The organism is Burkholderia sp. 3C, from assembly GCF_054589155.1.
This window is the reverse complement of the sequence record NZ_BAAILN010000066.1, coordinates 173,403-198,698: the sequence shown is the minus strand read 5'-3', so window position 1 is coordinate 198,698 and position 25,296 is coordinate 173,403. Positions and strand designations below refer to the sequence as shown.

Annotated in this window: 19 protein-coding genes; 18 read left to right on the top strand and 1 reads right to left on the bottom strand. The window is 66.2% G+C overall.

Going from position 1 to position 25,296, the window contains the following annotated elements; translation table 11 throughout:
- Nucleotides 1–8: 8 nt before the first annotated feature.
- The 9 genes from ACYP33_RS11170 (at nucleotide 9) to ACYP33_RS11130 (ending at nucleotide 11,101) form a co-directional block, all read left to right on the top strand.
- Nucleotides 9–2,042, top strand: a complete 2,034-nt coding sequence (locus ACYP33_RS11170) for a 2,4-dienoyl-CoA reductase FMN-binding domain-containing protein (protein ID WP_459621636.1) — start codon at nucleotides 9–11, stop codon at nucleotides 2,040–2,042.
- 535 nt (nucleotides 2,043–2,577) lie between these two features.
- Nucleotides 2,578–4,131 (top strand): complex I subunit 4 family protein, encoded by a 1,554-nt coding sequence (locus tag ACYP33_RS11165; RefSeq protein ID WP_414439933.1) that lies wholly within the window; start codon nucleotides 2,578–2,580, stop codon nucleotides 4,129–4,131.
- A gap of 238 nt (nucleotides 4,132–4,369) precedes the next feature.
- A complete protein-coding gene (gene cyoA / locus ACYP33_RS11160; RefSeq protein ID WP_414446895.1) occupies nucleotides 4,370–5,260 on the top strand; it encodes a ubiquinol oxidase subunit II in 891 nt (296 codons plus the stop codon).
- 2 nt (nucleotides 5,261–5,262) lie between these two features.
- Nucleotides 5,263–7,278 carry a cytochrome o ubiquinol oxidase subunit I gene (cyoB, locus tag ACYP33_RS11155; RefSeq protein WP_414446896.1) on the top strand — a complete coding sequence of 672 codons (2,016 nt, stop codon included), beginning with the start codon at nucleotides 5,263–5,265 and terminating at the stop codon, nucleotides 7,276–7,278.
- Nucleotides 7,278–7,889: a cytochrome o ubiquinol oxidase subunit III gene (gene cyoC, locus ACYP33_RS11150; protein WP_414439930.1), complete on the top strand. Its 612-nt coding sequence runs from the start codon at nucleotides 7,278–7,280 to the stop codon at nucleotides 7,887–7,889. Before cyoB ends, cyoC begins: the two co-directional genes overlap by 1 nt.
- Complete coding sequence (gene cyoD, locus ACYP33_RS11145) at nucleotides 7,890–8,231, top strand: cytochrome o ubiquinol oxidase subunit IV (protein ID WP_414439929.1); 342 nt, start codon at nucleotides 7,890–7,892, stop codon at nucleotides 8,229–8,231. It begins immediately after the preceding gene.
- A 265-nt stretch (nucleotides 8,232–8,496) separates the two neighbouring features.
- Nucleotides 8,497–9,234: a response regulator gene (locus ACYP33_RS11140; RefSeq protein WP_414439928.1), complete on the top strand. Its 738-nt coding sequence runs from the start codon at nucleotides 8,497–8,499 to the stop codon at nucleotides 9,232–9,234.
- A complete protein-coding gene (locus tag ACYP33_RS11135) occupies nucleotides 9,218–10,474 on the top strand; it encodes an ATP-binding protein (protein ID WP_414446898.1) in 1,257 nt (418 codons plus the stop codon). The genes ACYP33_RS11140 and ACYP33_RS11135 overlap by 17 nt, the downstream gene beginning before the upstream one ends.
- Before the next feature lie 207 nt (nucleotides 10,475–10,681).
- Nucleotides 10,682–11,101: an HIT family protein gene (locus ACYP33_RS11130; RefSeq protein ID WP_414446899.1), complete on the top strand. Its 420-nt coding sequence runs from the start codon at nucleotides 10,682–10,684 to the stop codon at nucleotides 11,099–11,101.
- A gap of 22 nt (nucleotides 11,102–11,123) precedes the next feature.
- Here the strand turns inward: ACYP33_RS11130 and ACYP33_RS11125 are convergent, their stop codons facing one another.
- Nucleotides 11,124–12,827 (bottom strand): phospholipase D family protein, encoded by a 1,704-nt coding sequence (locus ACYP33_RS11125; RefSeq protein WP_459621632.1) that lies wholly within the window; start codon nucleotides 12,825–12,827, stop codon nucleotides 11,124–11,126.
- Between the two features lie 574 nt (nucleotides 12,828–13,401).
- Here ACYP33_RS11125 and ACYP33_RS11120 point away from each other — a divergent pair.
- From ACYP33_RS11120 to ACYP33_RS11080, 9 genes are all read left to right on the top strand, one after another.
- On the top strand, nucleotides 13,402–14,691 hold the full coding sequence (locus ACYP33_RS11120; protein WP_459621631.1) for a DUF445 domain-containing protein: 1,290 nt from the start codon (nucleotides 13,402–13,404) through the stop codon (nucleotides 14,689–14,691).
- Nucleotides 14,692–14,967: 276 nt separating this feature from the next.
- The gene (locus tag ACYP33_RS11115; protein ID WP_459621629.1) at nucleotides 14,968–16,551 is read left to right on the top strand and encodes a Na+/H+ antiporter; all 1,584 of its coding nucleotides are present in this window, start codon (nucleotides 14,968–14,970) and stop codon (nucleotides 16,549–16,551) included.
- 84 nt (nucleotides 16,552–16,635) lie between these two features.
- Nucleotides 16,636–17,070: a hypothetical protein gene (locus ACYP33_RS11110; protein ID WP_459621627.1), complete on the top strand. Its 435-nt coding sequence runs from the start codon at nucleotides 16,636–16,638 to the stop codon at nucleotides 17,068–17,070.
- 262 nt (nucleotides 17,071–17,332) lie between these two features.
- The gene (locus ACYP33_RS11105) at nucleotides 17,333–18,973 is read left to right on the top strand and encodes an acetolactate synthase large subunit (protein WP_414446904.1); all 1,641 of its coding nucleotides are present in this window, start codon (nucleotides 17,333–17,335) and stop codon (nucleotides 18,971–18,973) included.
- Nucleotides 18,974–19,043: 70 nt separating this feature from the next.
- Nucleotides 19,044–20,480 carry an aldehyde dehydrogenase family protein gene (locus ACYP33_RS11100; protein WP_414439921.1) on the top strand — a complete coding sequence of 479 codons (1,437 nt, stop codon included), beginning with the start codon at nucleotides 19,044–19,046 and terminating at the stop codon, nucleotides 20,478–20,480.
- A 326-nt stretch (nucleotides 20,481–20,806) separates the two neighbouring features.
- Entirely contained in the window at nucleotides 20,807–21,901 is a 1,095-nt protein-coding gene (locus tag ACYP33_RS11095; protein ID WP_414446905.1) for a hybrid sensor histidine kinase/response regulator, read from the top strand.
- Nucleotides 21,902–22,173: 272 nt separating this feature from the next.
- Nucleotides 22,174–23,850 carry a methyl-accepting chemotaxis protein gene (locus tag ACYP33_RS11090; protein WP_459621624.1) on the top strand — a complete coding sequence of 559 codons (1,677 nt, stop codon included), beginning with the start codon at nucleotides 22,174–22,176 and terminating at the stop codon, nucleotides 23,848–23,850.
- A gap of 20 nt (nucleotides 23,851–23,870) precedes the next feature.
- A complete protein-coding gene (locus ACYP33_RS11085) occupies nucleotides 23,871–24,401 on the top strand; it encodes a chemotaxis protein CheW (protein ID WP_459621927.1) in 531 nt (176 codons plus the stop codon).
- A partial coding sequence (locus tag ACYP33_RS11080; protein ID WP_459621622.1) for a CheR family methyltransferase occupies nucleotides 24,401–25,296 on the top strand: 896 nt, incomplete at its 3' end. The genes ACYP33_RS11085 and ACYP33_RS11080, both read left to right, overlap by 1 nt.

Sequence of the window (25,296 nt, the reverse complement as noted above, 5' to 3'; positions counted from 1 at the left end):
CCGCCATCATGACGACTCCGTTCCCGCACCTGCTCGCCCCGCTCGATCTCGGCTTCACCACCTTGCGCAACCGCGTCCTGATGGGCTCGATGCACACCGGCCTGGAGGACAGCGGCAAGACGCTGCCGCGCCTGGCCGACTATTTCGCCGAACGCGCGCGCGGTGGCGTGGGCCTGATCGTGACGGGCGGCTTTGCACCCAACCTGGCCGGCTGGACCAAGCCGTTCGGCGGCACGCTGGCCAGTACCGGCGCGGCGCGGCGGCATCGCGCGATTCCGCGCGCGGTGCAGGCCGAAGGCGGCAAGATCGCGCTGCAGATCCTCCATACCGGCCGCTATGGCTATCACCCGCTGGTCGTCGCGCCCTCGCGGATCAAATCGCCGATTTCGCCGTTCACGCCACGCGCGCTGTCGGCGGCCGGCGTCGAGCGGCAGATCCGCGCCTTCGTGCGCTGCGCGGTGCTCGCGCGCGAGGCCGGCTACGACGGCGTGGAGATCATGGGTTCCGAGGGTTACCTGATCAATCAATTCATCTCGCGCCATACGAACCACCGCGACGATGCCTGGGGCGGAAGTTACGAGAACCGCATGCGCTTTCCGGTCGAAATCGTCGAGCGCACGCGCGAGGCGGTCGGTCCGGATTTCATCCTGATCTACCGATTGTCGATGCTCGATCTGATCCCCGACGGCAGCGACTGGGCCGAAACGGTGCAACTGGCGAAGGCCGTCGAGCGGGCCGGCGCGACGCTGATCAACACCGGCATCGGCTGGCACGAGGCGCGCGTGCCGACCATCGCCACCTCGGTGCCGCGCGGTGCGTTCGGCTGGGTCACGCAGAAGATGAAAGGGGAGGTCGGCATTCCGCTGGTGACGACCAACCGCATCAATCGGCCCGAAGTGGCCGAACAACTGCTGGCCGACGGCTGCGCCGACATGGTGTCGATGGCGCGCCCTTTCCTGGCCGACCCCGAGTTCGTCGCGAAAGCCGCGAGCGGCCGCGCCGACGAGATCAACGTCTGCATCGGCTGCAATCAGGCCTGCCTCGATCACGCGTTCAAGAACCGGATCGCGTCCTGCCTCGTCAATCCGCGCGCATGCCACGAAACGCTGCTCGACTATCGCCCGACTGTTCGCCCGAAGCACATCGCGGTGGTGGGCGCGGGGCCGGCCGGGCTGGCCTGCGCCACCTTGCTGGCGCAGCGCGGCCATCGGGTGGCGCTGTTCGAGGCCGCGGCGGAGATCGGTGGCCAGTTCAATCTGGCCAAGCGGGTGCCGGGCAAGGAGGAGTTCCACGAGGCGCTGCGCTATTTCGGGCGGCAGATCGAGCTGACCGGTGTGGAACTGCATCTGTCGCGGCGCGTCGGGGCGGCCGACCTGATTGCGGGCGGCTACGACGAGGTGGTGCTGGCAACCGGCGTGAGCCCGCGCGACCCGCGCATTCCGGGCGGCGACGGCCCGAACGTGCTGAGTTACGTGGACGTGCTGGCCGGCGGCAAGCCGGTGGGGGGGCGCGTGGCGGTGGTCGGGGCGGGCGGGATCGGCTTCGACGTCGCCGAGTTCCTGGTGCACGAGGGCGTGTCGACGGCGCTCGCCCCGGCCGCCTGGCGAGCCGAGTGGGGCGTGACCGACCCGGCCGTGGCGCGCGGCGGGGTAGGGCCGGCCACCGTGGCGCCGGCCGCGCGCCGCGTGACGCTGCTGCAGCGCAAGCCCGCACCGCTCGGCAAGGGCCTGGGCAAGACCACCGGCTGGATTCACCGCGCCACGTTGAAGATGAAGGCGGTCGAAATGATCGGCGGCGTCAACTACGAGCGGATCGACGCGCGGGGCCTTCACGTCACGTTTGGCGAAAAGCGCGAGCGCCCGACGCTGATCGAAGCCGACACCATCGTGCTGTGCGCCGGGCAGGAGCCGCGCCGCGACCTGCAAGCCGCACTGACGGAAGCCGGGGTGACGGTGCACCTGATCGGCGGGGCGGACGTGGCCGCCGAACTCGATGCGAAACGCGCGATCGATCAGGGCGCACGGTTGGCCGCCCGGCTGTGATGTGCCGGGGGTGGACCGTGCCGCGAGAACGGCGTTATGCTGCCCGAGCCGCTGACAAATCAGGCCGAAAAGCTTTCATTTTCATTTCGATCAATCAGGGGTGCATGCCCGTCGTTTTCTCAAAAATGAAAGCAATTGGTAAGTAAAAATGAAAGATATTTGAAAGGTTTGGCGGGGCGCTGCAGCGATTCATTTTTGTGCTTGAATCACCAAATTGAAGCAAATTTCAATTTGTCAAGCCCCTCTTTGATGCAGGTTGGCCGATCGTACGTCGTCGGGTATGCTCAAAAAAAATCAATAAAATCAACGCTCCGATTCGACGGAAAAAATGCAACAGAATGTTGCGATGCAAAACGCCGCACTTACCTTTATCCTCGTTAACCCGGCGCGGTGCGATGTCTTTTGTTACATAGATTTCAATAACATTACGCCGCGGGCGGATCATCGAATTTCGATGGTCAAAATTACAAAACTTACGTTTCTTTCGTCTCAGTCGACCGACTCTCTGACCGGGTTTTCATAGGGTGTTGCCGCCATGCAATCTGTACCATTCCTGAGCCTCGCGATCTGGACCCCGATCGTGTTCGGCGTGGCCGTCCTGCGCATCGGATCGGATCGTTATCCGCATCGTGCACGGTGGCTCGCCCTGATCGGCGCGATCGTGGGCCTGCTCCTTACCGTGCCGCTGGTGGCCGGTTTCGACGCCCACAATACCGCGGCTCAGTTCACCGAATACAAGCCCTGGCTTGCCGCATTCGGTTCGGCATGGCGCCTCGGCGTCGACGGGCTGTCGCTCTGGCTGGTGGTGTTGTCGGCCTTCACGACGCTGGTGATCGTGATCGCATCGTGGGAATCGATCACGACCCGCGTCGCGCAGTATCACGGCTCGTTCCTGATCCTGTCGGGGCTGATGATCGGCGTGTTCACCTCGCTCGATGGCATGCTGTTCTTCGTGTTCTTCGAAGCGACGCTGATCCCGTTGTTCGTGCTGATCGGCACCTGGGGCCATGCGAACCGCGCCTACGCGGCCATCAAGTTCTTCTTCATCTCGTTCGCCGGCTCGCTGTTGATGCTGGCGGCGATGCTCTACCTGTTCGGCGTGACCCACACGTTCGACATGGCCGTCTGGCAGAAAACCCACCTCGGCTTCGCGCCGCAGTTGCTGGTGTTCCTCGGCTTCTTCGCGGCGTTCGCGGTGAAGGTGCCGATGTGGCCGGTGCACACCTGGCTGCAGGATGTCTATACCGACGGCCCGACGGGCGCCGCGGTGTCGCTCGGCATGATCAAGATCGGCGGCTACGGCTTCCTGCGCTTCGCGCTGCCGATCACGCCCGACGCGGCCCACTATCTGGCGCCGGTCATGATCGGCCTGTCGCTGATCGCGGTGATCTACGCGAGCCTGCTGGCGCTGGCCCAGAAGGACATGGCCAAGATGCTGGCCTACTCGTCGGTTGCGCACATGGGTCTCGTCACGCTGGGCGTGTTCCTGTTCAACCAGATGAGCATCACGGGCGCGATCGTCCAGATGATCTCGTACGGCTTCGTGGCCGGCGCGATGTTCCTCTGCGTGGGCGCGCTCTACGATCGCACCCGCACGCGCGCCATCGCCGACTACAGCGGCGTGGCGAACACCATGCCGCGCCTGGCGCTGTTCGCCGTGCTGTTCGCGATGGCGAACGTCGGCTTGCCGGGCACCTCGGGCTTCGTCGGTGAATTCCTGGTGATCATGGGCGCCGTGCGCGTGAATTTCTGGATCGGCGCGATTGCCGCGCTGACGCTGATTCTCGGTGCCGCCTACACGCTCTGGATGCTCAAGCGGGTGATCTTCGGCGCGATCAAGCACGATCGCGTCGGCAAGCTGATCGACCTGAGCCGCCGCGAGTCGGTGGTATTCACGGTGTTGGCGGCGATCGTCCTCGCGATCGGGATTTACCCTAAGCCCTTTACCGATGTGATCGATCCGGCGGCGGCGAATATCGTCGCGCAGCTCGAACGCACCAAACCGGCGGACGATGGCGCAAACGCCGCACCGTCGGCGGCCAACGTCAGTGCACAGTCGGATGCGCGTACTCCGCGCACGCCGGCCTGAGCGCCGATGCCACGCCAGCCCTTGCCGGGCGGGCGTGGCGAGCCACCGCTCCGGGTTTTCGGGCGGTGGTCGACAGGTTGCCAAATGTGGCAACGTGTCGCACGGTGGGTTTTAGTAACGATGATTTGCTAAGATTCACCGCTTTTTCCCACTTCGTTGGACTTATGATGCGTGCGCTTGCACGAATCGGGGCTAGCCGGTTCGTTTCAATCGACCACGCATAAATCAGGCAAATGTGATGAATAGAAAGGCATTTAGAAGCTTATTGCTTTTATTGGGCGCCGGATTGCTTGTCTGTCTATCCGGTTGCAACATGGACGTTCTCGACCCGAAGGGCAGCGTCGGCGTCGCCGAGAAGGCACTGATCTGGACCTCGACCTGGGTGATGCTCATCGTCGTGATTCCGGTGATCCTGCTCACGCTGTTCTTTGCGTGGCGGTATCGCGCGTCGAACCGCAGCGCAACCTACGCGCCGAAATGGTCGCACTCGACCGCGATCGAAGTCGTGATCTGGACGATTCCGACGCTGATCATTCTGTATCTCGGCATCCTCACCTGGAATACTTCGCACGAGCTGGATCCGTACAAGCCGCTCGAGTCGAATGTGAAGCCGATCAACGTCGAAGTCGTCGCGCTCGACTGGAAATGGCTGTTCATTTACCCGGATCTGGGTATTGCAACGGTGAACCAGCTTGCGATCCCGGTCGGGACGCCGGTCAATTTCCGCATCACGTCGGATTCGGTGATGAACTCGTTCTTCATCCCGCAGCTTGGCACGCAGATCTACGCGATGGCCGGCATGCAGACCCGTCTGCACCTGATCGCCGACGAAGCGGGTGACTACGCCGGCTTGTCCGCCAATTACAGCGGCCAGGGTTTCTCCGACATGAAGTTCCGCACGCTCGCTCAATCGCAGGGTGACTTCGATGCATGGGTCCAGAAGGTCCGTGCCTCGCAGCAAAGCCTCGACATGACCGAGTACGCGACGGTCGCGAAGCCGAGCGAAAAGGATCCGGTCCGGTTCTTCTCGACCATCGATCCGCGCCTGTTCAATAACATCGTTGGCAAGTACAACAACGGTCACGTCATGCAGTTCAATGACGCGGCGTGTAGTACGACGAAGGGGTAAGCATGTTCGGAAAACTTACACTCGACGCGATTCCGTATCACGAGCCAATCCTCGTGATCACGGCGCTCGGCGTCGGTATCTTCGGGGCACTCGTGCTGGGCCTCGTCACTTATTTCGGTAAGTGGAAATATCTCTGGTCCGAGTGGCTGACGAGCGTCGACCACAAGCGCCTGGGCGTGATGTACATCGTCGTTGCGCTGGTCATGCTGCTGCGCGGCTTCGCCGACGCAATCATGATGCGTACCCAGCTCGCGATGGCGTACAACGCGCCGGGTTTCCTTCCGCCGCACCATTACGACCAGATTTTCACCGCGCACGGCGTCATCATGATTTTCTTCATGGCGATGACGTTCATGGTGGGCCTGATGAACATCGTGGTGCCGCTGCAGATCGGCGCGCGCGACGTGGCGTTCCCGATGCTGAACTCGCTGTCGTTCTGGATGACGGCCGTCGGCGCGATCCTGCTGATGATCTCGCTGTTCGTCGGTGAATTCGCGAAAACGGGCTGGTTGGCTTACCCGCCGCTGTCGGAGCTGCAATACAGCCCGGGGGTCGGGGTCGACTACTACCTGTGGGCGCTGCAGATTTCCGGTGTGGGTACGTTGCTGACCGGCGTGAACTTCTTCGTGACCATCATCAAGATGCGCGCGCCCGGCATGACGCTGATGAAGATGCCGGTGTTCACCTGGACGGCCCTGTGCACGAACGTGCTGATCATGGCGGCGTTCCCGATCCTGACCGTCACGCTCGCGCTGCTCGGCTTCGACCGTTATCTGGGGATGCACTTCTTCACGAATGACGGTGGCGGCAACGTCATGATGTACCTGAACCTGATCTGGGCCTGGGGTCACCCCGAGGTGTACATCCTGATCCTGCCGGCGTTCGGCGTGTTCTCGGAAGTCGTGGCAACGTACGCGAAGAAGCCGCTGTTCGGCTACAAGACGATGGTCTACGCAACCTGCGCGATCATGGTCCTGTCGTTCCTCGTGTGGCTGCACCACTTCTTCACGATGGGTTCGGGCGCCGACGTCAACGCGTTCTTCGGCATTGCGACGATGATCATCGCGATTCCGACCGGCGTGAAGATCTTCAACTGGCTGTTCACGATCTATCGTGGCCGTCTTGAATTCACGGCACCGATTCTCTGGACCCTCGGCTTCATGGTCACGTTCACGGTTGGCGGCATGACCGGCGTGATGATGGCGATCCCGGGTGCGGACTTCGTGCTGCACAACAGCCTGTTCCTGATCGCTCACTTCCATAACGTGATCATCGGTGGCGTGCTGTTCGGTTATCTGGCCGGTTTCAACTACTGGTTCCCGAAGGTGTTCGGCTTCAAGCTGAACGAGAAGCTCGGCAAGCGTGCATTCTGGTTCTGGCAGATCGGCTTCATCGTTGCCTTCACGCCGCTGTACGTGCTCGGCTTCATGGGCGCCACGCGTCGTCTGAACCACTACGACAATGCCGCATGGCACCCGTGGATGCAGATTGCCTGGGTTGGCGCCGTGCTGGTGCTGATCGGCATCGTCCACCAACTGCTGCAACTGTACGTGTCGATCCGCGATCGCAACCTGCCGGGCAACCGTGACGTCACGGGCGACCCGTGGGGTGGTCATACGCTCGAATGGTCGACGGCATCGCCGCCGGCGTCGTACAACTTCGCGATCATCCCGACGATCCACGAACTGGACGAAGTGTCGTATCGCAAGGAACGCGGCATGGGCTTCGGCCTGGACGAAGGCCAGCAATACGAAGATATCCACATGCCCTCGAACACGAGCGCAGGCTTCTTCGTCGGCATGTTTGCCCTGGTGCTCGGTTTTGCAGGCGTGTGGCACATCTGGTGGATGGCCATCGTCGGCTTCGTCGGCATCGTCGCGACTGCGATCATCTATAGCTCGCAGAAGAACGAGGGCTACTACATTCCGGCCGAAACGGTCCGGAAGATCGAATCGCAGCGTACCGGCGCACTGACGAAGTCGCCGCGTCCGGCACAAGTGGAACTGGAGGCCAACTGATGGCACAAAGCACCCTGACTGCCGATCACCATCACGCGGCAGAGCATCACCATCCGCCGTCGCATTCGGTGTTCGGTTTCTGGCTGTACCTGATGACCGACTGTATTCTGTTCGGCACGCTGTTCGCCGTGTTCGCAGTGATGCAGCACGAGTTCGCAGGCGGCCCGACGGCGAAGGATCTGTTCGAAATCAAGGGCGTGATGTACGAAACGGCAGCGCTGCTGCTGAGCTCGATCACGTACGGCTTCGCGATGATCGGCGCGCACCGCCAGAATCGCGCTGCCGTGTTCGGCTGGTTGATCGTGACGTTCCTGCTGGGCGCGTCGTTCCTGTACATGGAAATCAACGAGTTCGCGCACCTGATCGCCGAAGGCGCAGGCCCGGATCGCAGCGGCTTCCTGTCGTCGTTCTTCACGCTGGTGGCCACCCACGGTCTGCACGTGACGATGGGCCTGATCTGGATGGTTGTGTTGATTTGCCAGATCGCGCGTAACCCGACGCTGTCGGAGCAAGACATCCGTCGCCTGACGTGCCTGTCGCTGTTCTGGCACTTCTTGGACATCGTCTGGATCTGCGTGTTTACCTTTGTCTACCTGGTGAGTGTGATCTAAATGGCCCATTCGCATACCCATGACAGCCACGATGACGCATCGCACGGCACCGTAAGCAGCTACCTGGTCGGTTTCGTGCTGTCGGTGATCCTGACGGGCGCATCGTTCGGCGTGGTGCTCGGCGGCTGGTTCTCGTCGAACGAAACGATGATCCTGACGCTGGCCGCTCTGGCCGCCGTGCAGATCGTCGTGCACCTGATTTTCTTCCTGCACATGAATGCGTCGTCCAGCCAGCGCTGGAACGTGACGGCATTTGCCTACACGGTGCTGACGGTGATCATCCTGATCGTCGGCTCGGTGTGGATCATGCACAACGTCGCCGTGAACATGATGTCGCGTTGATGTCTCGGCCTGCTCCGGCAGGCCCGCCTCGACGAAGTACCGAAAAAGCCGCCGCAAGGCGGCTTTTTCTTTGCCTGCTCATTTTGAGAGTGCGCTTCGCCGGGTTCTCGCAGGCGCCGGCCGACAAGTAAGAATCGGTAAGGCAAATCAAGATCGTGCAAGCCACGCCGTGCCGGCTTCGCTTATAGTCGTCGGATCGTTGCCGGGTCATGCCCGCCCGACCTGTCCCTCGTTTTCCTCCCTTACCGTACCGATTCGCCAGACCATGTCCGACACGCCCATTCAGGTCCTGCTGATCGATGACGATGCCGCGCTGCGCGATCTCCTCCGGACTTTTTTCCAGCAACGCGGCCTCGAAATTTCCGTGCTTCACGACGCCACCACGCTGGAGCGGCGCCTCGAACGCGAGCGGCCGTCGGTCATCGTGCTCGACCTGATGCTGCCCGGCGTGGACGGCCTGACGGTGCTCAAGCAATTGCGCGCGAACGGTGACCCGATTCCGGTGATCATGCTCACGGCGCGCGCCGACGGGGTCGATCGCGTGATCGGCCTCGAACTCGGCGCCGACGATTACCTCGGCAAGCCGTTCATGCCGCAGGAGCTGCTGGCGCGCATCCACGCGGTGCTGCGCCGGCAGATGCCGGCCAGCGTCGGGGCGCGGTCCGCGTCCGACCGGCGCGAGGCACTGCGTTTCGGGCCGTTCCGGCTCGATTTCGCGACGCGCACGCTGTACCGCGACACCGAGGCGCTCAAGCTGACGGGCGGCGAATACGCGCTGCTCGAAGTGTTCGCCGCGCATCCGATGGAGACGCTGTCGCGCACGCGGCTGCTCGACATGCTGCACGGGCCGTATTCGAACCTGACCGAGCGCGGCATCGACGTGCCGGTCTGGCGCCTGCGCCGGCTGCTGGAAGACGATCCGGCCCAACCGCGCTACGTGCAGACCATGCGCGGCGTCGGCTACATGTTCGTGCCCGGCGAGGGTGATGAAGCTCCGCTTTGACACGCTGTTCGCGCGCCTGGCGCTGATGTCGATCGGCCTCGTGCTGGTCGTGCATGCGATCGGCCTGGTGCTGCTCGATCGCGAACGGCTGCGGCTCGAGGTCGAGCAGACCCGCCGCGTGATCGCGCTGTCCACCCAGGCGCAGGCGAGCGGCAGCGCGCTGGGGCTGGCCGTCAGCGCGATGCTCGGCACCTCGTTCGTCGAGGCGAACGACGCGGTGTCGTTCGGCTGCCCGAAGCCCTGCACCGATACGTTCGGTCCGTTCGAGCAGCATCTGCGCTCGGTGATGCCGCCCGGCACGCACGTGGTGGCCGACAGCCACACGCGCACGCTGTGGGCGCGCTACGCCGGCGCGAAATACTGGATCACGCTGCCGTCCACCATGCCGTCGGTGAAGCGCTTCATCGGCGCGTCGTCGTTGACGATGGTGGTGGGGGTGGTGCTCGCGATCTTCGGCGCGTGGCGAATCCAGCGGCCGCTGCGGCGGCTCGCGCAGGCCGCGCGCGATTTCCGGCTCGGCAACCGGCCGACCGCGGTGCCGGTCGGCGGGCCGCGCGAAGTCAAGGACGTGATTGCGAACTTCAACGAGATGGTCAGCGAGCTGGCGCAGGGCGAGCAGGAACGCGCCGTGATGCTGGCCGGGCTCGCGCACGATCTGCGCGCGCCGATCACGCGCATGCAGGTGCGCGCCGATCTGCTGCCCGACGCCGCCACACGCAGGGGCTTTCTGCGCGACGCCGAGGCGTTGTCGCGAATCGTCACGCAGTTTCTCGATTTCGCGGGGGAGGGCGGCGAGCCGTCGCCGGTGGCGGGCGTGGACGCGCACTGCTGGCAACACTACGGCGGCGAACTCGACGACACGCTCGTCAGCGTCGATCTGCGCGCGGGCGAGGGCTTCCGGCTGCCGCTCGTGATGCTCGACCGGATTCTGTCGAACCTGATCGAGAACGCGATGACCTACGGCGAGCCGCCGGTGGCGATCGTCACGCAGGCGGTGCCGCAGGGCTATCGCCTGACGGTGTACGACCACGGGCCGGGTATTCCCGAGGCGGAACTCGAGCGCGCGCTGCGGCCGTTCGTGCGGCTCGACGCGGCGCGCGGCGGCGATGCGCATTGCGGGCTGGGCCTCGCGATCGTCAAGCGGCTGGTGCGCCAGCAGCGCGGCACGTTCGTCGCCTCGAACGCGGCGGATGGCGGTTTCATGGTGACGATGACGTTCCCGGCGGAACCGGCGGCCTGATGAGGGATGCGGCCGAATAAGCGGGCTCGATGGCGGGCCGATCGGGACGGCTGCGGGCGCTGGCGGAGCATGCGGGCCGGATCGGCCAACCGGATTCGCCGCCCGTGCGAGCCGCCTGTCCGCCCGAACGTCGCGCCTGCGGCTTGCGCGTTCGCACGCGAGCGTCGAGAATCGTCGTTCCGTTTACCCCTGACGACGACCGACACCATGGCTTACGACGACACCAACATTTTCGCGAAGATCCTGCGCGGCGAACTGCCTTGCACCAAGGTGTGCGAGACGGACACGACGATTGCGTTCATGGACATCATGCCGCAATCGCCGGGCCACACGCTGGTGCTGCCGAAGGAGCCGGCCGAGATGCTCTACGATCTGTCGGACGAGGCCGCGGCCGAAACCATCCGCATGACCAAGCGCGTGGCGCTGGCGATTCGCGACGCGCTGCAGCCGGACGGCCTGTTCGTCGGCCAGTTCAACGGCTCGGCGGCCGGCCAGACCGTGCCGCATCTGCACTTCCACCTGATTCCGCGCTGGGCGACCCAGCCGCTTGGCGCGCACTCGCGCGACGTGGCCGATCCGAAGGAACTCGAGACGATGGCCGAGCGCATTCGCGCGGCGCTGAAGTAAGCCGCGCCGCAAGCCCCCGCCGTTATAGCTGCCCGTCCACGGGCAGCATCCGGAACACCCCGGTCAGCACGTTGCGCAGCAGGCCCGCGCCCGGGTCCACGCCGTAAGTGCGCGTCTGGCCGTTCTCCTCGTCGGTCCAGACCAGCGGCGAATGCCAGCCGGCCGCCGACGGCGACGGGTCGGCGAGCGTCACGCGATAGCTTTCGGTCGGCTGCGTGACGTGGTCGAACAGCGTCGCCACCTCGCCGGCCAGTTGCGGGCTGCGGATCACGAGCGCGAGTTCGGTGTTGAGGTAGGCCGAGCGCGGGTCGAGATTGAGCGAGCCGATCACCAGCGTGCGCCGGTCGATCACGTAGGCCTTCGCGTGAAGGCTGGCGCGCGAGCGCGAGCCGAACATCCGCACGCGCGCGGTGGGCGGCTGCTGCGGCCGGAATTCGTAGAGTTCCACGCCGCGTTCGAGCAACGGCACACGGTACGGTGCATAGCCGGCCTGCACCGCCACGGCGTCGGTGGCCGCCAGCGAATTGGTGAGGATCGCGACGCGCACGCCGCGTGCGGTCAGCGCGCCGAGCGCCGCGACGCCCGCATCGTGCGGCACGAAATACGGCGAGAACACCAGGAATTCGCGCTGCGCTTCCTTGCTCAGTTCGGCGAGCCGCTGCATCGGCGGGCTTTGGTAGGTGCCGCGCGCCATCGAGATCTTCTCGGGCGCATCGGCCGCGAATTCCGCCTTGGCCCACACCAGTCCCAATTGATCGCCGGCGATCTGCGCGGCCAGCGGCGTCGCGTTCAGCGGCTTGGCGTCGTATTGCCCGGCGTTGTCACGCCAGTGCTGGCGCAGCGCGTCGCGCGTGCGGTCGAGATCCTGCGGATCGAAGCGCTGATGGTTGAGCACGCGCAGCGGGTAAGCGCTGACGCTGGCCCAATAGGCGTCGAAGCTCGACGAGATGTCGGCCGTCACGGGGCCGGCCGCGAGCACGTCGATGTCGCGGAACTGCAGTGTGGGGCTGGCGCTGAAATACTCGTCGCCGAGGTTGCGTCCGCCGACGATCGCGAGCTGGTTGTCCGCGATCATCGCCTTGTTGTGCATGCGGCGCGTGAAGCGGTCGATCTTGGTGACGAGGTCGGCGGTGCGCGCGAACACGCCGCGCTGCGCCGCGCCGAACGGGTTGAACACGCGAATCTCGATGTTCGGGTGCGCGTTCAGCGAGGCCATCACCTGATCGATGTCCTTGAAGTTCAGGTCGTCCACCAGCATCCGCACGCGCACGCCGCGATCCGCCGCCGACAGGGCGGCGGCCAGCAGCAGCTTGCCGGTGGTGTCCTCGGTGGCGATGTAGTACTGCATGTCGAGCGTCTTGGTGGCGGCGCGCGCGAGCGCGATGCGCATCTGCAGCGCGTCGGTGCCCACCGGCAACAGGCGGAAGCCGGATTCGCCCGGGTGTGCGCGTTCGGGCGCGGCAAGTGCTGCGCCGAGCGGCGTGGGCGTGGTTTGCGGCAGCGCGTGCGTGACGTTGCGCGGCAGCGAGGTGGCGGGCGGGTGAGTGGCACAGCCGGCCAGCCAGAGCGCGGCGAGGCCGGCCAGGGCGAAGCGGAGCAGCGGGAGCGCGGCACGCGCCGGGCGCGGAACGCCGGGCTGGTATCGGACGGATAAGGCCGGCACGCTGCGGACTCCTTCGTAATCGGGGGGAACGACGGGCGAGCCGGCGGGTGACGTGCCGGGCATCGTGTGCGCAACGATTCTACGGGGGCGCCTCCGATGCGGCAACCGGCTTGCGCGGGCACGAGCGGCCGCGGCGGGATCGGCCGGGTTGGGGGCGCTCCGGGCCGTTGGCGCTGCGGGAGCATGAGGCGCCCGTGTCATCGAGCCGGTGTACCATCGTGCGGCTCGCCATGGCCACCACGCCGCCGCGCTGCTGCACCATGGCCGGCAGCACGGCAGCACGGCAGCACGGCAGCACGGCAGCACGGCAGCACGGCAGCACGGCAGCACGGCAGCACGGCAGCACGGCAACACGGCAACACGGCAACACGGCAACACGGCAACACGGCAACACGGCAACACGGCAGCACGGCAACACGGCAACACGGCAACACGGCAACACGGCAACACGGCAACACGGCAACACGGCAACACGGCAACACGGCAACACGGCAGCACGGCAGCACGGCAGCACGGCAGCACGGCAACACCGCAACACCGCAACACCAGAATCCGCCGCGCCGAGCGGTCCGTCCGGCCATCCTCCATCCCGTGCCCCGCTCCGGAGGCACCCGACCCGACGAGGCATACCGATCCGATGCGCGACAAGGCAGCCGAACTGAAGGCCAGCAAGCGGCGCGCGCTGGCGCTGCTGATCGGCGTGACGACCGTGTTCGTCGTCACGCTGTTCTTTCCCGGCGGCATCTGGATCGACGGCGTGAAGGCCGTGGCCGAGGCCGCGATGGTCGGCGCGCTGGCCGACTGGTTCGCGGTGGCGGCGCTGTTTCGGCGCGTGCCGATCCCGATCGTCTCGCGCCACACCGAAATCGTGCCGCGCAACCAGGCCCGCATCGCCGACAATCTCGCGCTGTTCGTGCACGAGCGCTTTCTCGATCCGGCCTCGATCATCGCGCTGATCCGGCGTCACGACCCGGCCGCGCGGCTCGCGCAATGGCTGGTGGTGCCGGCCAATACGGCCGTGCTGGGCGGCTACGCGGTCAGGCTGATCGGCTTCGCGCTCGACATGACCGACGACGCGCGCATCCAGCGCTTCATCAAGGACGCGCTGCGCGCCGTGTTCGACAAGGTGGACCTGTCGCGTGCCACGGGCGCGATCCTCGACACGCTGACACGCGACGGCCGCCACCAGCAACTGCTCGACGACGGCATCGCGCAGTTCGTCGCGCTGCTGCGCGAGCCGGACCACCGTGCCGCGATCGCCTCCTACATCGTCGACTGGCTCAAGGGCGAATACCCGAAGATGGAGCGCGTGATGCCGACCGTCTGGATCAGCGAGCACGGTGCGGAGCTGATCGCCAACGCGGTCACGCGGCTGCTCGTGCAGATCGGCGAGGATCCCGACCACCGGCTGCGCCGCAGCTTCGACGACACCGCCGAGCGACTCGTCGAGCGCCTCAAGCACGATCCCGTCTTCATCGAGAAGGGCGAGGAACTGAAACGCTACCTGCGCGACGGCGAAGCCTTCAACGGCTACGTGGCCGACCTCTGGACGCAATTGCGCGACTGGCTCAAGGCCGATCTGGCGCACGAGGATTCGCTGCTGCACCGCCAGGCGGCCTCGCTCGGCGGCTGGCTCGGCGAGCAACTGGCCGAAAGCCCGGCGCTGCGCGACTCGATGAACGAGCACGTCGAGAAGGCCGCCGCCGAGATGGCGCCCGAGTTCGCGGCGTTCCTGACGCGTCATATCAGCGACACGGTCAAGAACTGGGACAGCGGGGAGATGTCGCGTCAGGTCGAGCTGAACATCGGCAAGGATCTGCAAAGCATCCGCATCAACGGCACCGTGGTGGGCGGCATGATCGGGCTGGCGCTTTACCTCGTGACCTGCCTCGCGCGCTGGGCCGGCGCGTGGACGCTGCCGCACTGAACTGCCGCGTCGGGCGACGCCCCGGCAGCCTCGGCCAGCGGCTGAACCGAACCATCCCGCCGAGCGGCCTTGTCGGGTTGATTCGGCAGGCCGCTCGCCACTAAGCGCATCGATTCGCGCCGTCGCCTATCCTTGGCACTGCACAGCAATTCCGCCGCGGCCGGGCCGCAGGCTCGACGCCGCGCAAACGCTCGTGGTCTAATCGCGCGACCGTTCGAACCCGGTCGCGCGTGCCCGTTCATCACCCGTTATTTCCTCCAACGAGAAGGCGATTTCATGTCTCCCGTATCGGTTTTCAAGCTGATCCTGCTGTCCTTCGCCGCGATCGTCGTGCTGGAACTGGCTGCCAAGCGGCTGAAGCTGCCGCCTGCCGCCGCGCTGCTGGTGGGCGGCGCCGGCATCGCGTTCGTGCCGGGCCTGCCGCCGATCAACCTCGATCCCGACCTGGTGCTGATCGTGTTCCTGCCGCCGCTGCTGGTGGATGGCGCCTACTTCTCGGTGTGGGAGGAGTTCAAGCGCAACCTCGGCGGGATCATGATGCTGGCGATCGGCGCGGTGGTGTTCACCACGCTGGCGGTGGGGCTGGCGGTGCACTGGGCGGTGCCGTCGCTGCCGTGGGCGGCCTGCTTCACGCTCGGCGCGATCGTCTCGCCGCCCGACGCGGTGGCGGCCAAGGCCGTGCTCGAACGCGTGGCGCTGCCGCGCCGGCTGATGGTGCTGCTCGAAGGCGAAAGCCTGCTCAACGACGCGGCCGGCCTCGTGCTGTTCCGCTTCGCGGTGGCCGCCGCGCTGACCGGCGCATTCAGCTTCGAGAGCGCCGCGGTGCGCTTCGCGGAACTCGGCCTGGGCGGCGTGGCGGTGGGCTTCATCATCGGCTGGGCGCTGACGCGCTTCATCAGGCTGTTGTCCGACGATTACCTGATCGTGACCTCGGTGGTGCTCGGCGGCTGGGTCAGCTATATCGCCGGTGAAACGCTGGAGGTGTCGGGCGTGATCGCCACCGTCACGATGGGCATGATGCTCGGCTGGCACCAGCACGAAGTGTTCACGGCCACCGTGCGGGTGCGCGCCACCGCGTTCTGGCAGGTGATGGTGTTCCTGCTGGAGGCGCTGGTGTTCGTGCTGATCGGCCTGTCGCTGCGCGGCGTGATGGTGCGCCTCGGCGGCTTCGAACAGGTGTTCTCGACCATGATGCCGATGATGCTGGCCGTGCTGGCGGCCGTGATTGGCTCGCGCTTCATCTGGATCTTCGCGGTGGAATTCCTCAAGCTGCCGCGCCGCTGGCTCGGCCGCGGCAGCCTGCACGCCGACTGGCGCGCGGCCACCGTGATGAGCTGGGCCGGCATGCGCGGCGTGGTCACGCTGGCGATCGCGCTGTCGCTGCCCGAGGCGATGCCCGGCCGCGACATGATCCTGGTGGCGGCGTTCGCCGTGATCCTCGTGACGGTGCTGCTGCAGGGCACCACGATCGGGCCGCTGATCCGGCTGGTCGCGCCGCGCGACGGCCATACGCCGGACGCGCGGCATCTGACCGAGCCGCAGGCCTGGGCGCGCGTGAGCCGCGCGCAACTGAAGGCGGTCGAGCCGCTCGCGCACGACGCCGACGGCCAGGTGATCCACCCGCGCCTGCTCGAACAATATGCGTACCGCGTGTCAATGGCCGAGCGCTTCGAGCACGAGCCGGCGTTCCCGGTGCAGGACATCCACGCGCACTACGACGTGGTGCTGGCGGCCGTGTCGGCCGGCCGCGCCGAAATGTTGCGCATGCATCGAGCCGGTGAGATTCACGACGAGCTGCTGCACCTGCTCGAACGCGAACTCGACCAGCAGGAAGTGGCGGCGCGCTACGCGATCGAATGAAACACATGCGGGCGTGGCGCGGCGCCGGCAGGTATGCGGCGTGCTCTTCACGGCCGCTTGCGGGTACCCCCAACCACGACCACCATGAAACGAACCGCCTTCATTGCCGGCCTGCTGGCCGCCTTCTGCGCCGGCACCGCGCACGCCAGGATCGACCAGGACCTGCGCTGCTTCACGAGCGGCGACGGCGCGTCGCCGATTCGCTTCGAATTCCGAATCTTCTCCGATTCGGATTCCAACTGGTCCGGCGGTTACGTGCGCTACAAGGGCGCGAAACAGGTGATCCCGATCGTGCTGAAATCGGAGCAGGCCACCGAAATGGCGCCGGGCCGGCCCGACGACGTGGTAAGCACCTGGGTGGAGATCGTCGACGGCAAGGTGACGGGCGAGTACGTCATGGACAGCCAGGGCGCGATCGTCAACTCGATGATCTACACGAAATTCTCGCCGCGCCGCACGTTTGCGTTCGCCGACGATCTCTCCGCGTTTCCGGACGGCGGCGGCCCCTGCAAGTGGTGATGTCGGGCCGCGCATCGCGCCGCGGCGCCGTCATCCTGACGAAATCCCTTCCATAGCGTCAGCCGCGTTCACTGCAGCGTCGCGTCCGATCTCCTACAATCGTTTTCATCGCTGGCCGCCATGCCTGCCTTCGCAGGCTCGGCGGCATGCTTTTGCATTGGTCATCTGAAGGGTTTGAGCCGTTCGCGCCGTAGGCCGTCGCGGGCGTTTGCCACGCCGCACGCGCCGGAAGCCGGCCACGCGGCATCCACCGAGAGTCCCCATGAAAGCATCCGATTTATTCGTCAAGGCGCTGGAAGCGGAAGGTGTCGAGTATGTGTTCGGCATCCCCGGCGAAGAAAACCTCGATCTGCTCGAGTCGATCCGCCATTCGCGAATCAAGCTGGTGCTCACGCGTCACGAGCAGGCCGCCGGGTTCATGGCCGCCACCTATGGCCGGCTGACCGGCAAGGCCGGCGTATGCCTGTCCACGCTCGGCCCCGGAGCGACCAACCTCGTGACGGCCGCCGCCTACGCACAGCTCGGCGGCATGCCGATGCTGATGATCACCGGCCAGAAGCCGATCAAGAGCAGCAAGCAGGGCCATTTCCAGATCGTCGACGTGGTCGACATGATGCAGCCGCTGACCAAGCTGACCCGCCAGATCGTCTCGATCGGCCACATTCCGTCGGCGGTGCGCGAGGCGTTCCGGCGCGCCGAGGATGAGCGCCCCGGCGCCACCCACCTCGAACTGCCGGAGGACATCGCGCACGAGGAAGGCGACGGCAAGCCGATCCCGGCCAGCTACAGCCGCCGCCCGGTGGCCGAGGAAAAGGCGGTGGCGCGCGCCGTGCAGGCCATTCACCAGGCGCGTCATCCGCTGCTGATGATCGGCGCGGGCGGCAATCGCAAGACCAGCGCGCGGATGCTGCGCGAATTCGTGGATGCCACCGGCATCCCGTTCTTCACCACCCAGATGGGCAAGGGCGTGATCGACGAGACGCACCCGCTCTGGCTCGGCAACGCCACGCTGTCCGACGGCGATTTCGTGCACCGCGCGATCGATCATGCCGACTGCATCATCAACGTCGGCCACGACGTGATCGAGAAGCCGCCGTTCTTCATGCGCAGCGGCGATAAAACCGTGATCCACGTGAACTTCCTCGGCGCGCAGGTCGATCCCGTGTATTTCCCGCAGATCGAAGTGGTGGGCGACATCGCCAACGCGGTGTGGCAGATGAAGCAGGCGCTGGCGCAGCAGCCGCACTGGGATTTCTCGCGCTTCATGCTGATCAAGGAGCGCTTCGACGCGCACCTGAAGAAGGGCGAGGACGACCCGCGCTTTCCGCTGCACCCGGTGCGGGTGGTCAACGACCTGTACCGCACGCTGCCCCACGACGGCATCGCCTGCCTCGACAACGGCATGTACAAGATCTGGTTCGCGCGCTACTGGCGCGCGCACGAGCCGAACTCGATGCTGCTCGACAACGCGCTGGCCTCGATGGGCGCGGGCCTGCCGTCGGCGATCGCCACCAAGATCGTGCACCCGGAGCGCAAGGTGGTGGCGATCTGCGGCGACGGCGGCTTCATGATGAATTCGCAGGAGCTGGAAACGGCCGTGCGCATGAAGCTCGACCTGGTGGTGCTGGTGCTGCGCGACGACGCATTCGGGATGATCCGCTGGAAGCAGGAGAACATGAACTTCCCCGACTACGCGATGACGCTCGACAACCCCGATTTCGTCGCCTACGCGAAAAGCTATGGCGCGCAGGGCCATCGCGCCGAATCGGCCGAGGCGCTCGCGCCGCTGCTCGAACACTGCTTCGCCACGCCGGGCGTGCATCTGGTCGACGTGCCGATCGACTATTCGGACAACGAACGCATTCTGAATCGCGAGATCCCGCGCCTGTCCGCGCAACTGTGATCCCACGGCGCGCTGCGGCGCGCCGCATCCCTTGTACCGAACCCCGTCAGAACCCACCGGAGGCGTCGCCATGCTGAAGGAATCCTATCCGTATTACCTCGCGAACGAGGCCGTGCATGCCAACACGGATCTCGAAGTCACCGACAAATACAGCGGCAAGGTCGCCACGCGCGTCGCGCTGGCCGACGCGAAAACGATCGACGCGGCCATCGCGGCCGCCGTCGAGGCGCACAAGCCGTTCGCGGCGTGGCCCGCGTTTCGCCGTCAGGCCGTGCTCGATCACTGCGTCGCGCGCTTTCGCGAGCGCTTCGACGAACTGGCCGATGCGCTCTGCATCGAGGCCGGCAAGCCGATCAACGATTCGAAGGGCGAGGTCACGCGCCTGATCGACACGTTCCGCGTCGCGGCCGAGGAATCGGTGCGGATCGGCGGCGAGATCATCGAGCTTGAGATCGCGAAGCGCGCGCAAGGCTATTCCGGCTATTCGAAGCGCGTGCCGATCGGGCCGTGCTCGTTCATCTCGCCGTTCAACTTCCCGCTCAACCTGGCGGCCCACAAGGTCGCGCCGGCCATCGCGGCCGGCTGCCCGTTCGTGCTGAAGCCGGCCAGCCGCACGCCGATCGGCGCGCTGATCATCGGCGAGGTGCTGGCCGAAACCGATCTGCCGAAGGGCGCATTCTCGATCCTGCCCGCGCATCGCGACGGCGCGGACCTGTTCACCACCGACGAACGCTTCAAGCTGCTGTCGTTTACCGGTTCGCCGGCGGTGGGCTGGGATCTGAAGAAGAAGGCGGGCAAGAAGAAGGTGGTGCTGGAGCTGGGCGGCAACGCGGCGGCGATCGTCGATGCCGACCAGGGCGAGCGGCTCGACTACGTGGTGGATCGGTTGATCTTCGGCGCGTTCTACCAGTCGGGGCAAAGCTGCATCGGCGTGCAGCGCATCCTGGTGCACGCGAGCCTTTACGACGCGCTGCGCGAGAAGCTCGTGGCGAAAACGCGCGCGCTGAAGATGGGCGACCCGAAGCAGCCCGATACCTTCGTCGGGCCGATGATCTCCGAATCGGAATCGCGCCGGCTGGCCGGCTGGATGGACGCGGCGGTCAAGGCCGGCGCGAAGATCATCGCGGGCGGCAAGGTGGACGGCGCGATGTTCGAGGCCACGCTGCTCGAACAGGTCGGCCGCGATCAGGACCTGTATCGCAAGGAAGCGTTCGGCCCGGTGGCGCTGCTCGAACCGTTCGAGCATTTCGACGAGGCACTGGCGCGCGTCAACGACAGCGATTTCGGCCTGCAGGCCGGCGTGTTCACCGATTCGCTGTCGCACGCGCATCGCGCCTGGGACGAGCTCGACGTGGGCGGCGTGGTGATCAACGACATCCCGTCGTTCCGCGTCGACAACATGCCGTATGGCGGTGTCAAGGATTCGGGCCTGGGCCGCGAGGGCGTGCGCTACGCGATCGAGGACATGACCGAACTGCGCCTGATGGTGATCCGCAAACCGTCCTGACGGTCCTGACGATCCTGACGCCCCGGCCGCACCGGGGAGCGCGCACCCGCAGCCGCGCCGTGGCGAATGCCCGGCGCGGTTTTTTTCGCCCGGGCGGGCCGCCTGGCGGCAACCGCGCTTTGCATATCGCGTGCCCGATTCATCTCCCAAGCAAGCTAAATTCATAAAAATCATTTAAAATCATTAGCTTATATTTCCCAATAAGAAACAATGTCGTCTAATTTCGATGATTCACTCTCAGGAGTGGTTCAGGGAAGAACGGACGGCTGCCCGGCGTCGCGCCGTAGTGGTTTCTCCGGGCGGGATGTGACGGCACACGGGATGCAATGAACGGAACAACAGATACGCACCACGACGAGTCGCAGGAGCCGGGTATTTCGGTGCTGCTCGTCGACGATCAGGCGTTCGTCGGCGAGGTGATGCGCCGCCTGCTGGCTGCCGAAACGGACATCGCGCTGCATGTCTGCGTCGACGCGCACGCGGCGCTCGAGGTGGCCCGCGCGGTGCGGCCGACCGTGATCCTGCAGGATCTGGTGATGCCCGATACCGACGGGCTGGACCTGGTGCGGGCCTGGCGCTCCGATACGGCCACGGCGCAGGTGCCGATCATCGTGCTGTCGATCAACGACGATCCGGTGGCCAAGCGCGAATCGTTCCTCGCCGGCGCCAACGATTACCTCGTCAAGCTGCCCGACCCGATCGAACTGATCGCGCGCATTCGCTACCACTCGAATTCCTACCGCATGCTGCGCCAGCGCGACGAGGTGCTCGATTTCCTGTCGCACGACATGCGCGCGCCGCAAAGCTCGATCCTCTCGCTGCTCGACACCTACCGTGCCACGCATGGCGAGGTGCCGCTGCTGTTCGAGCGCATCGAGATGCACGCACGCCGCGCGCTGGCGCTGGCCGACGGCTTCATCCAGCTCACCCGCGCGCAGTCGGGCAAGCTGCTGACCGAAATCGTCAGCCTCAACGAGGTGCTGCTCGATGCGGCCGACCAGCTCTGGGAAAAGGCCGGCAACACCGGCAGCCGGATCAGCGCCAACGTGCCCGAGATCGAATGCCTGTGCATCGGCGACCGGATGATGCTGACGCGCGCGGTGGCCAACCTGATCGACAACGCGCTCAAGTACGGCCCGCCCGGCGCGGAAGTGCGCTGCCTGATCGCCGATGACGGCGACGCCTGGCTGGTGGGCGTGGAAGACGAAGGCGAGGGCATCGCGCCCGAGTTGCGCGCGAGCGCGACCGAATCGTTCGTGCGGCTCACGCGCGGGCCGGGCACCCAGCGCGGCGGCTTCGGGCTCGGCCTGGCGTTCGTGCGCGCCACCGCCACCAAGCATCGCGGCGAGATCCTGATGCGCTACACGCCGCGCGGTTTCATGACCGGGCTGGCATTGCCGAAGGTGCGCCCGGCGTCCTGACGTGGCGGCCCGACCCGGGCCGCGTTCGGGCGTCGCCTTCCGGGCCGTCGCCCATCCTTCGTTATCCCCCGCAATCATCTGCCCCCTTCTTCGAACCGCCCGCCCCGTCAGGCGCTGCGCCGCCGCCACGGCGGGCCGGTCCGGGCTGTTTCACGGGCGATAAAGACAGTACACTCGTGCTGGCTCGCGCCGCCCCGGCGCGGCGGCCGCCATCGGGCCGCCCGCGCCGCGCCGGCTCCTGAACGTATCTGCTGACAACCCACATCGAAAACATGGCCAACGTGTCGCCCCGCGCAAGCACCGAGACTTCCTCCCCGTCCGCCGGCTCGCGGATCACGCTCGGCAATCGGATCCTGCTCAGTTTCGGCGTGCTGTTCGTGCTGATGCTGATCATGGCGGGCTTCTCCTATACGAAGCTGCGTCTGATCGACGAAGAGACGATCAACATCGAACGCGATTCGCTGCCGGGCGTGTACCTGGCCACCTCGCTGCGCGCCGCCGCGAGCGAGTCGTACACGGCGATGCAGCGTGCGATCTTCGTCGATCCCGATACGGCAACCGCCTATCGCGATCTCGACCGCATTCCGGGCATGCTCGAATCGTTCGAGAAGCTGTCGCTGGAATACCAGAAATCGACCTACCGCGAGGACGACCGCGCCCGCTTCGGCGCGTTCCGCGCGGTGTACGAGCGCTACCTGCCGTTGCTGGCCGATGCCGTGCAGAAGGCGCGCGGCGGCTCGCACGCCGACGCGGTGGCCGCCTACGGGCGCGTCACGCCGGTGTGGGAGGACGTGATCCGCAGCGCCAACGTGCTGGTGACCGAGAACCGCACGTTCGCCGACCGCTCGGCGCAACTGATCCGCGAATCGGTGTTCAGCACCCAGGTCACGCTGGCGACGGTGGTGACGATCGTATTGCTCACCTCGCTGCTGCTCGGCTGGCTGCTGTACCGCGCCGTGATGCGGCCGATGTTCGAACTGGTGGGCGTGCACGACGTGATGCGCACGGGCGACCTGACCCAGCGCCTGAACCTGCGCCGCGGCGACGAGTTCGGCATGATCGAGACGGGCTTCAACCGGATGGCCGACGAACTGACCACGCTGGTCTCGCAGGCGCAGAAATCGTCGCTGCAGGTCACCACCTCGGTGGCCGAGATCGCCGCCACTTCGCGCGAACAGCAGGCCACCGCCAACGAAACGGCGGCCACCACCACCGAGATCGGCGCGACCTCGCGCGAGATCTTCGCCACTTCGCGCGATCTGCTGCACACGATGAACGAAGTGTCGTCGGTGGCCGAGCAATCGGCCTCGCTGGCGGGCATGAGCCAGGCCGGCCTCACGCAGATGGGCGAAACCATGCGCAGCGTGATGGACGCGGCCGGTTCGGTGAACGCCAAGCTGGCGATCCTCAACGAGAAGGCGCTCAACATCAACCAGGTGGTGGCCACCATCACCAAGGTCGCCGATCAGACCAACCTGCTGTCGCTGAACGCGGCGATCGAGGCCGAGAAGGCCGGCGAATACGGCCGCGGCTTCGCGGTGGTCGCCACCGAAATCCGCCGCCTCGCCGATCAGACCGCCGTGGCCACCTACGACATCGAGCAGACCGTCAAGGAAATCCAGTCGGCGGTGTCGGCCGGCGTGATGGGCATGGACAAATTCTCCGAGGAAGTGCGGCGCGGCATGCTCGACGTGCAGCAGGTCGGCTCGCAACTCTCGCAGATCATCAACGAGGTGCAGACGCTCGCGCCGCGCTTCGTGCTCGTCAACGAGGGCATGCAGACCCAGGCGAGCGGCGCCGAGCAGATCACGCAGGCGCTGTCGCAACTGTCCGAGGCCGCGCAGCAGACGGCCGAATCGCTGCGCCAGTCGTCGCAGGCGATCGACGACCTGACGCTCGTGGCCAGCGGCCTGCGCACCAGCGTGTCGCGCTTCAAGGTCGAGGCGTGAGCGCCGAGGCCCGCCACGCGATGCTGTTCCTGCTGTTCGAACTCGATGGCGCGCGCTACGCGCTCGACGTCAACGACGTCGCCGAAGTGCTGCCGCTCGCCGAAACCAAGGCGATTCCGGGCGCGCCGGCTTGGGTGGCCGGGGTGCTGATCCATCGTGGCGAGCCGCTGCCGGTGATCGACGTGTCGCAACTCGCGCTCGGCCGGCCGGCCGCGCAACTGCGCTCGACGCGGCTGGTGGTGGTGCGCGTGCGCATGCCGCTCGACGGCGATGCCGAGCCCGCGGCGGCCGACGGCGAGCGCCTGCTCGGGCTGCTCGTCGAGCACGCCACGCAAACCCTGCGCTTCGAGCGGGCGGCGTTCCGCGACGGCGGCATCGATACCCCGCACGCGCGCTGGCTCGGCCCGGTGATCGACCATGCCGACGGCGTGGTGCAGTGGGTCGCGGTGCGGCACCTGCTCGGCGCCGAGGCGCGCGCGCTGCTGTTCGCGGCTGCTGCGCACGCCGGCGAGGATGCGCCGTGGCATGGCGTGCCCGGAGAACGCGCATGATCAACGAACTCGAATTGCGTTTCCACGCGTGGCTGCTGCGCGAGACGGGCATCGATCCCGATTCGCTCGGCGCCGATTTCGTCGCGCGCGCGCTGGCCGAACGGATCGGCGTGATGCTCGGCGGCGCGCAAACCGATGCGTTGCTGGTGGCGCAGCGTGCGCGCAACCTGTCGGACGCCGATCTCGACGCCTACTGGAGCCTGCTGATCGGCTCGGCCGAGGAGCAGCGCGCGCTGATCGAGCAGTGCGTGGTGCCCGAAACCTGGTTCTTCCGTGAGCGCGAGGCGTTCGTGACGCTGGCCGCGCAGGCGCTCGAGCGCTTGCGCGCCGAGCCGCTGCAGCCGGTGCGCGTGTTGAGCGCGCCGTGCTCGACCGGCGAGGAGCCGTATTCGGCGGCGATGGCGCTGATCGATGCCGGCATCGAGCCGGCCCGGCTGCGGATCGACGCGCTCGACATCAGCGCCCGCGCGATCGCCCATGCGCGGCGTGGCGAATATGGCCGCAACTCGTTTCGCGGCCACGCGCTCGAATTCCGCGCACGCCATTTCGAGTCGATCGCCGACGGCTGGCGGCTCGACGAGCGGATTCGCGCCTGCGTGCAGTTCCGCCGCGCCAACCTGCTCGAACCGGGCAGCCTTGGCGACACGCGCTACGACTTCATTTTTTGCCGCAACGTGCTGATCTATTTCGACCGCAGTTCGCAGGAGCGCGCGATGCGTGCGCTCGACGCGCGCCTGGCCGACGACGGCCTGCTGTTCGTCGGGCCGGCCGAAACCGGCGTGGTGATGCGCCAGGCCATGAGTTCGGCCCGGATTCCGCTCGCGTTCGCGTTTCGGCGTGCGCGGGAGAGCGAGGGTTTGTCGTTGCTGTCGGGCGGTTTGGTTGAGCGGCCGTC

Excerpts from the sequence above, each read along its gene's own strand:
- ACYP33_RS11140 (WP_414439928.1), top strand. The coding sequence starts at position 8,497 with ATGTCCGACACGCCCATTCAGGTCCTGCTGATCGATGACGATGCCGCG.
- ACYP33_RS11130 (WP_414446899.1), top strand. The coding sequence starts at position 10,682 with ATGGCTTACGACGACACCAACATTTTCGCGAAGATCCTGCGCGGCGAA.
- ACYP33_RS11090 (WP_459621624.1), top strand. The coding sequence starts at position 22,174 with ATGGCCAACGTGTCGCCCCGCGCAAGCACCGAGACTTCCTCCCCGTCC.
- ACYP33_RS11115 (WP_459621629.1), top strand. The coding sequence starts at position 14,968 with ATGTCTCCCGTATCGGTTTTCAAGCTGATCCTGCTGTCCTTCGCCGCG.
- ACYP33_RS11095 (WP_414446905.1), top strand. The coding sequence starts at position 20,807 with ATGAACGGAACAACAGATACGCACCACGACGAGTCGCAGGAGCCGGGT.
- ACYP33_RS11165 (WP_414439933.1), top strand. The coding sequence starts at position 2,578 with ATGCAATCTGTACCATTCCTGAGCCTCGCGATCTGGACCCCGATCGTG.
- ACYP33_RS11170 (WP_459621636.1), top strand. The coding sequence starts at position 9 with ATGACGACTCCGTTCCCGCACCTGCTCGCCCCGCTCGATCTCGGCTTC.
- cyoD (WP_414439929.1), top strand. The coding sequence starts at position 7,890 with ATGGCCCATTCGCATACCCATGACAGCCACGATGACGCATCGCACGGC.
- cyoB (WP_414446896.1), top strand. The coding sequence starts at position 5,263 with ATGTTCGGAAAACTTACACTCGACGCGATTCCGTATCACGAGCCAATC.
- cyoA (WP_414446895.1), top strand. The coding sequence starts at position 4,370 with ATGAATAGAAAGGCATTTAGAAGCTTATTGCTTTTATTGGGCGCCGGA.
- ACYP33_RS11125 (WP_459621632.1), bottom strand. The coding sequence starts at position 12,827 with ATGCCCGGCACGTCACCCGCCGGCTCGCCCGTCGTTCCCCCCGATTAC.
- ACYP33_RS11135 (WP_414446898.1), top strand. The coding sequence starts at position 9,218 with ATGAAGCTCCGCTTTGACACGCTGTTCGCGCGCCTGGCGCTGATGTCG.
- ACYP33_RS11110 (WP_459621627.1), top strand. The coding sequence starts at position 16,636 with ATGAAACGAACCGCCTTCATTGCCGGCCTGCTGGCCGCCTTCTGCGCC.
- ACYP33_RS11120 (WP_459621631.1), top strand. The coding sequence starts at position 13,402 with ATGCGCGACAAGGCAGCCGAACTGAAGGCCAGCAAGCGGCGCGCGCTG.
- cyoC (WP_414439930.1), top strand. The coding sequence starts at position 7,278 with ATGGCACAAAGCACCCTGACTGCCGATCACCATCACGCGGCAGAGCAT.
- ACYP33_RS11100 (WP_414439921.1), top strand. The coding sequence starts at position 19,044 with ATGCTGAAGGAATCCTATCCGTATTACCTCGCGAACGAGGCCGTGCAT.
- ACYP33_RS11105 (WP_414446904.1), top strand. The coding sequence starts at position 17,333 with ATGAAAGCATCCGATTTATTCGTCAAGGCGCTGGAAGCGGAAGGTGTC.
- ACYP33_RS11085 (WP_459621927.1), top strand. The coding sequence starts at position 23,871 with ATGCTGTTCCTGCTGTTCGAACTCGATGGCGCGCGCTACGCGCTCGAC.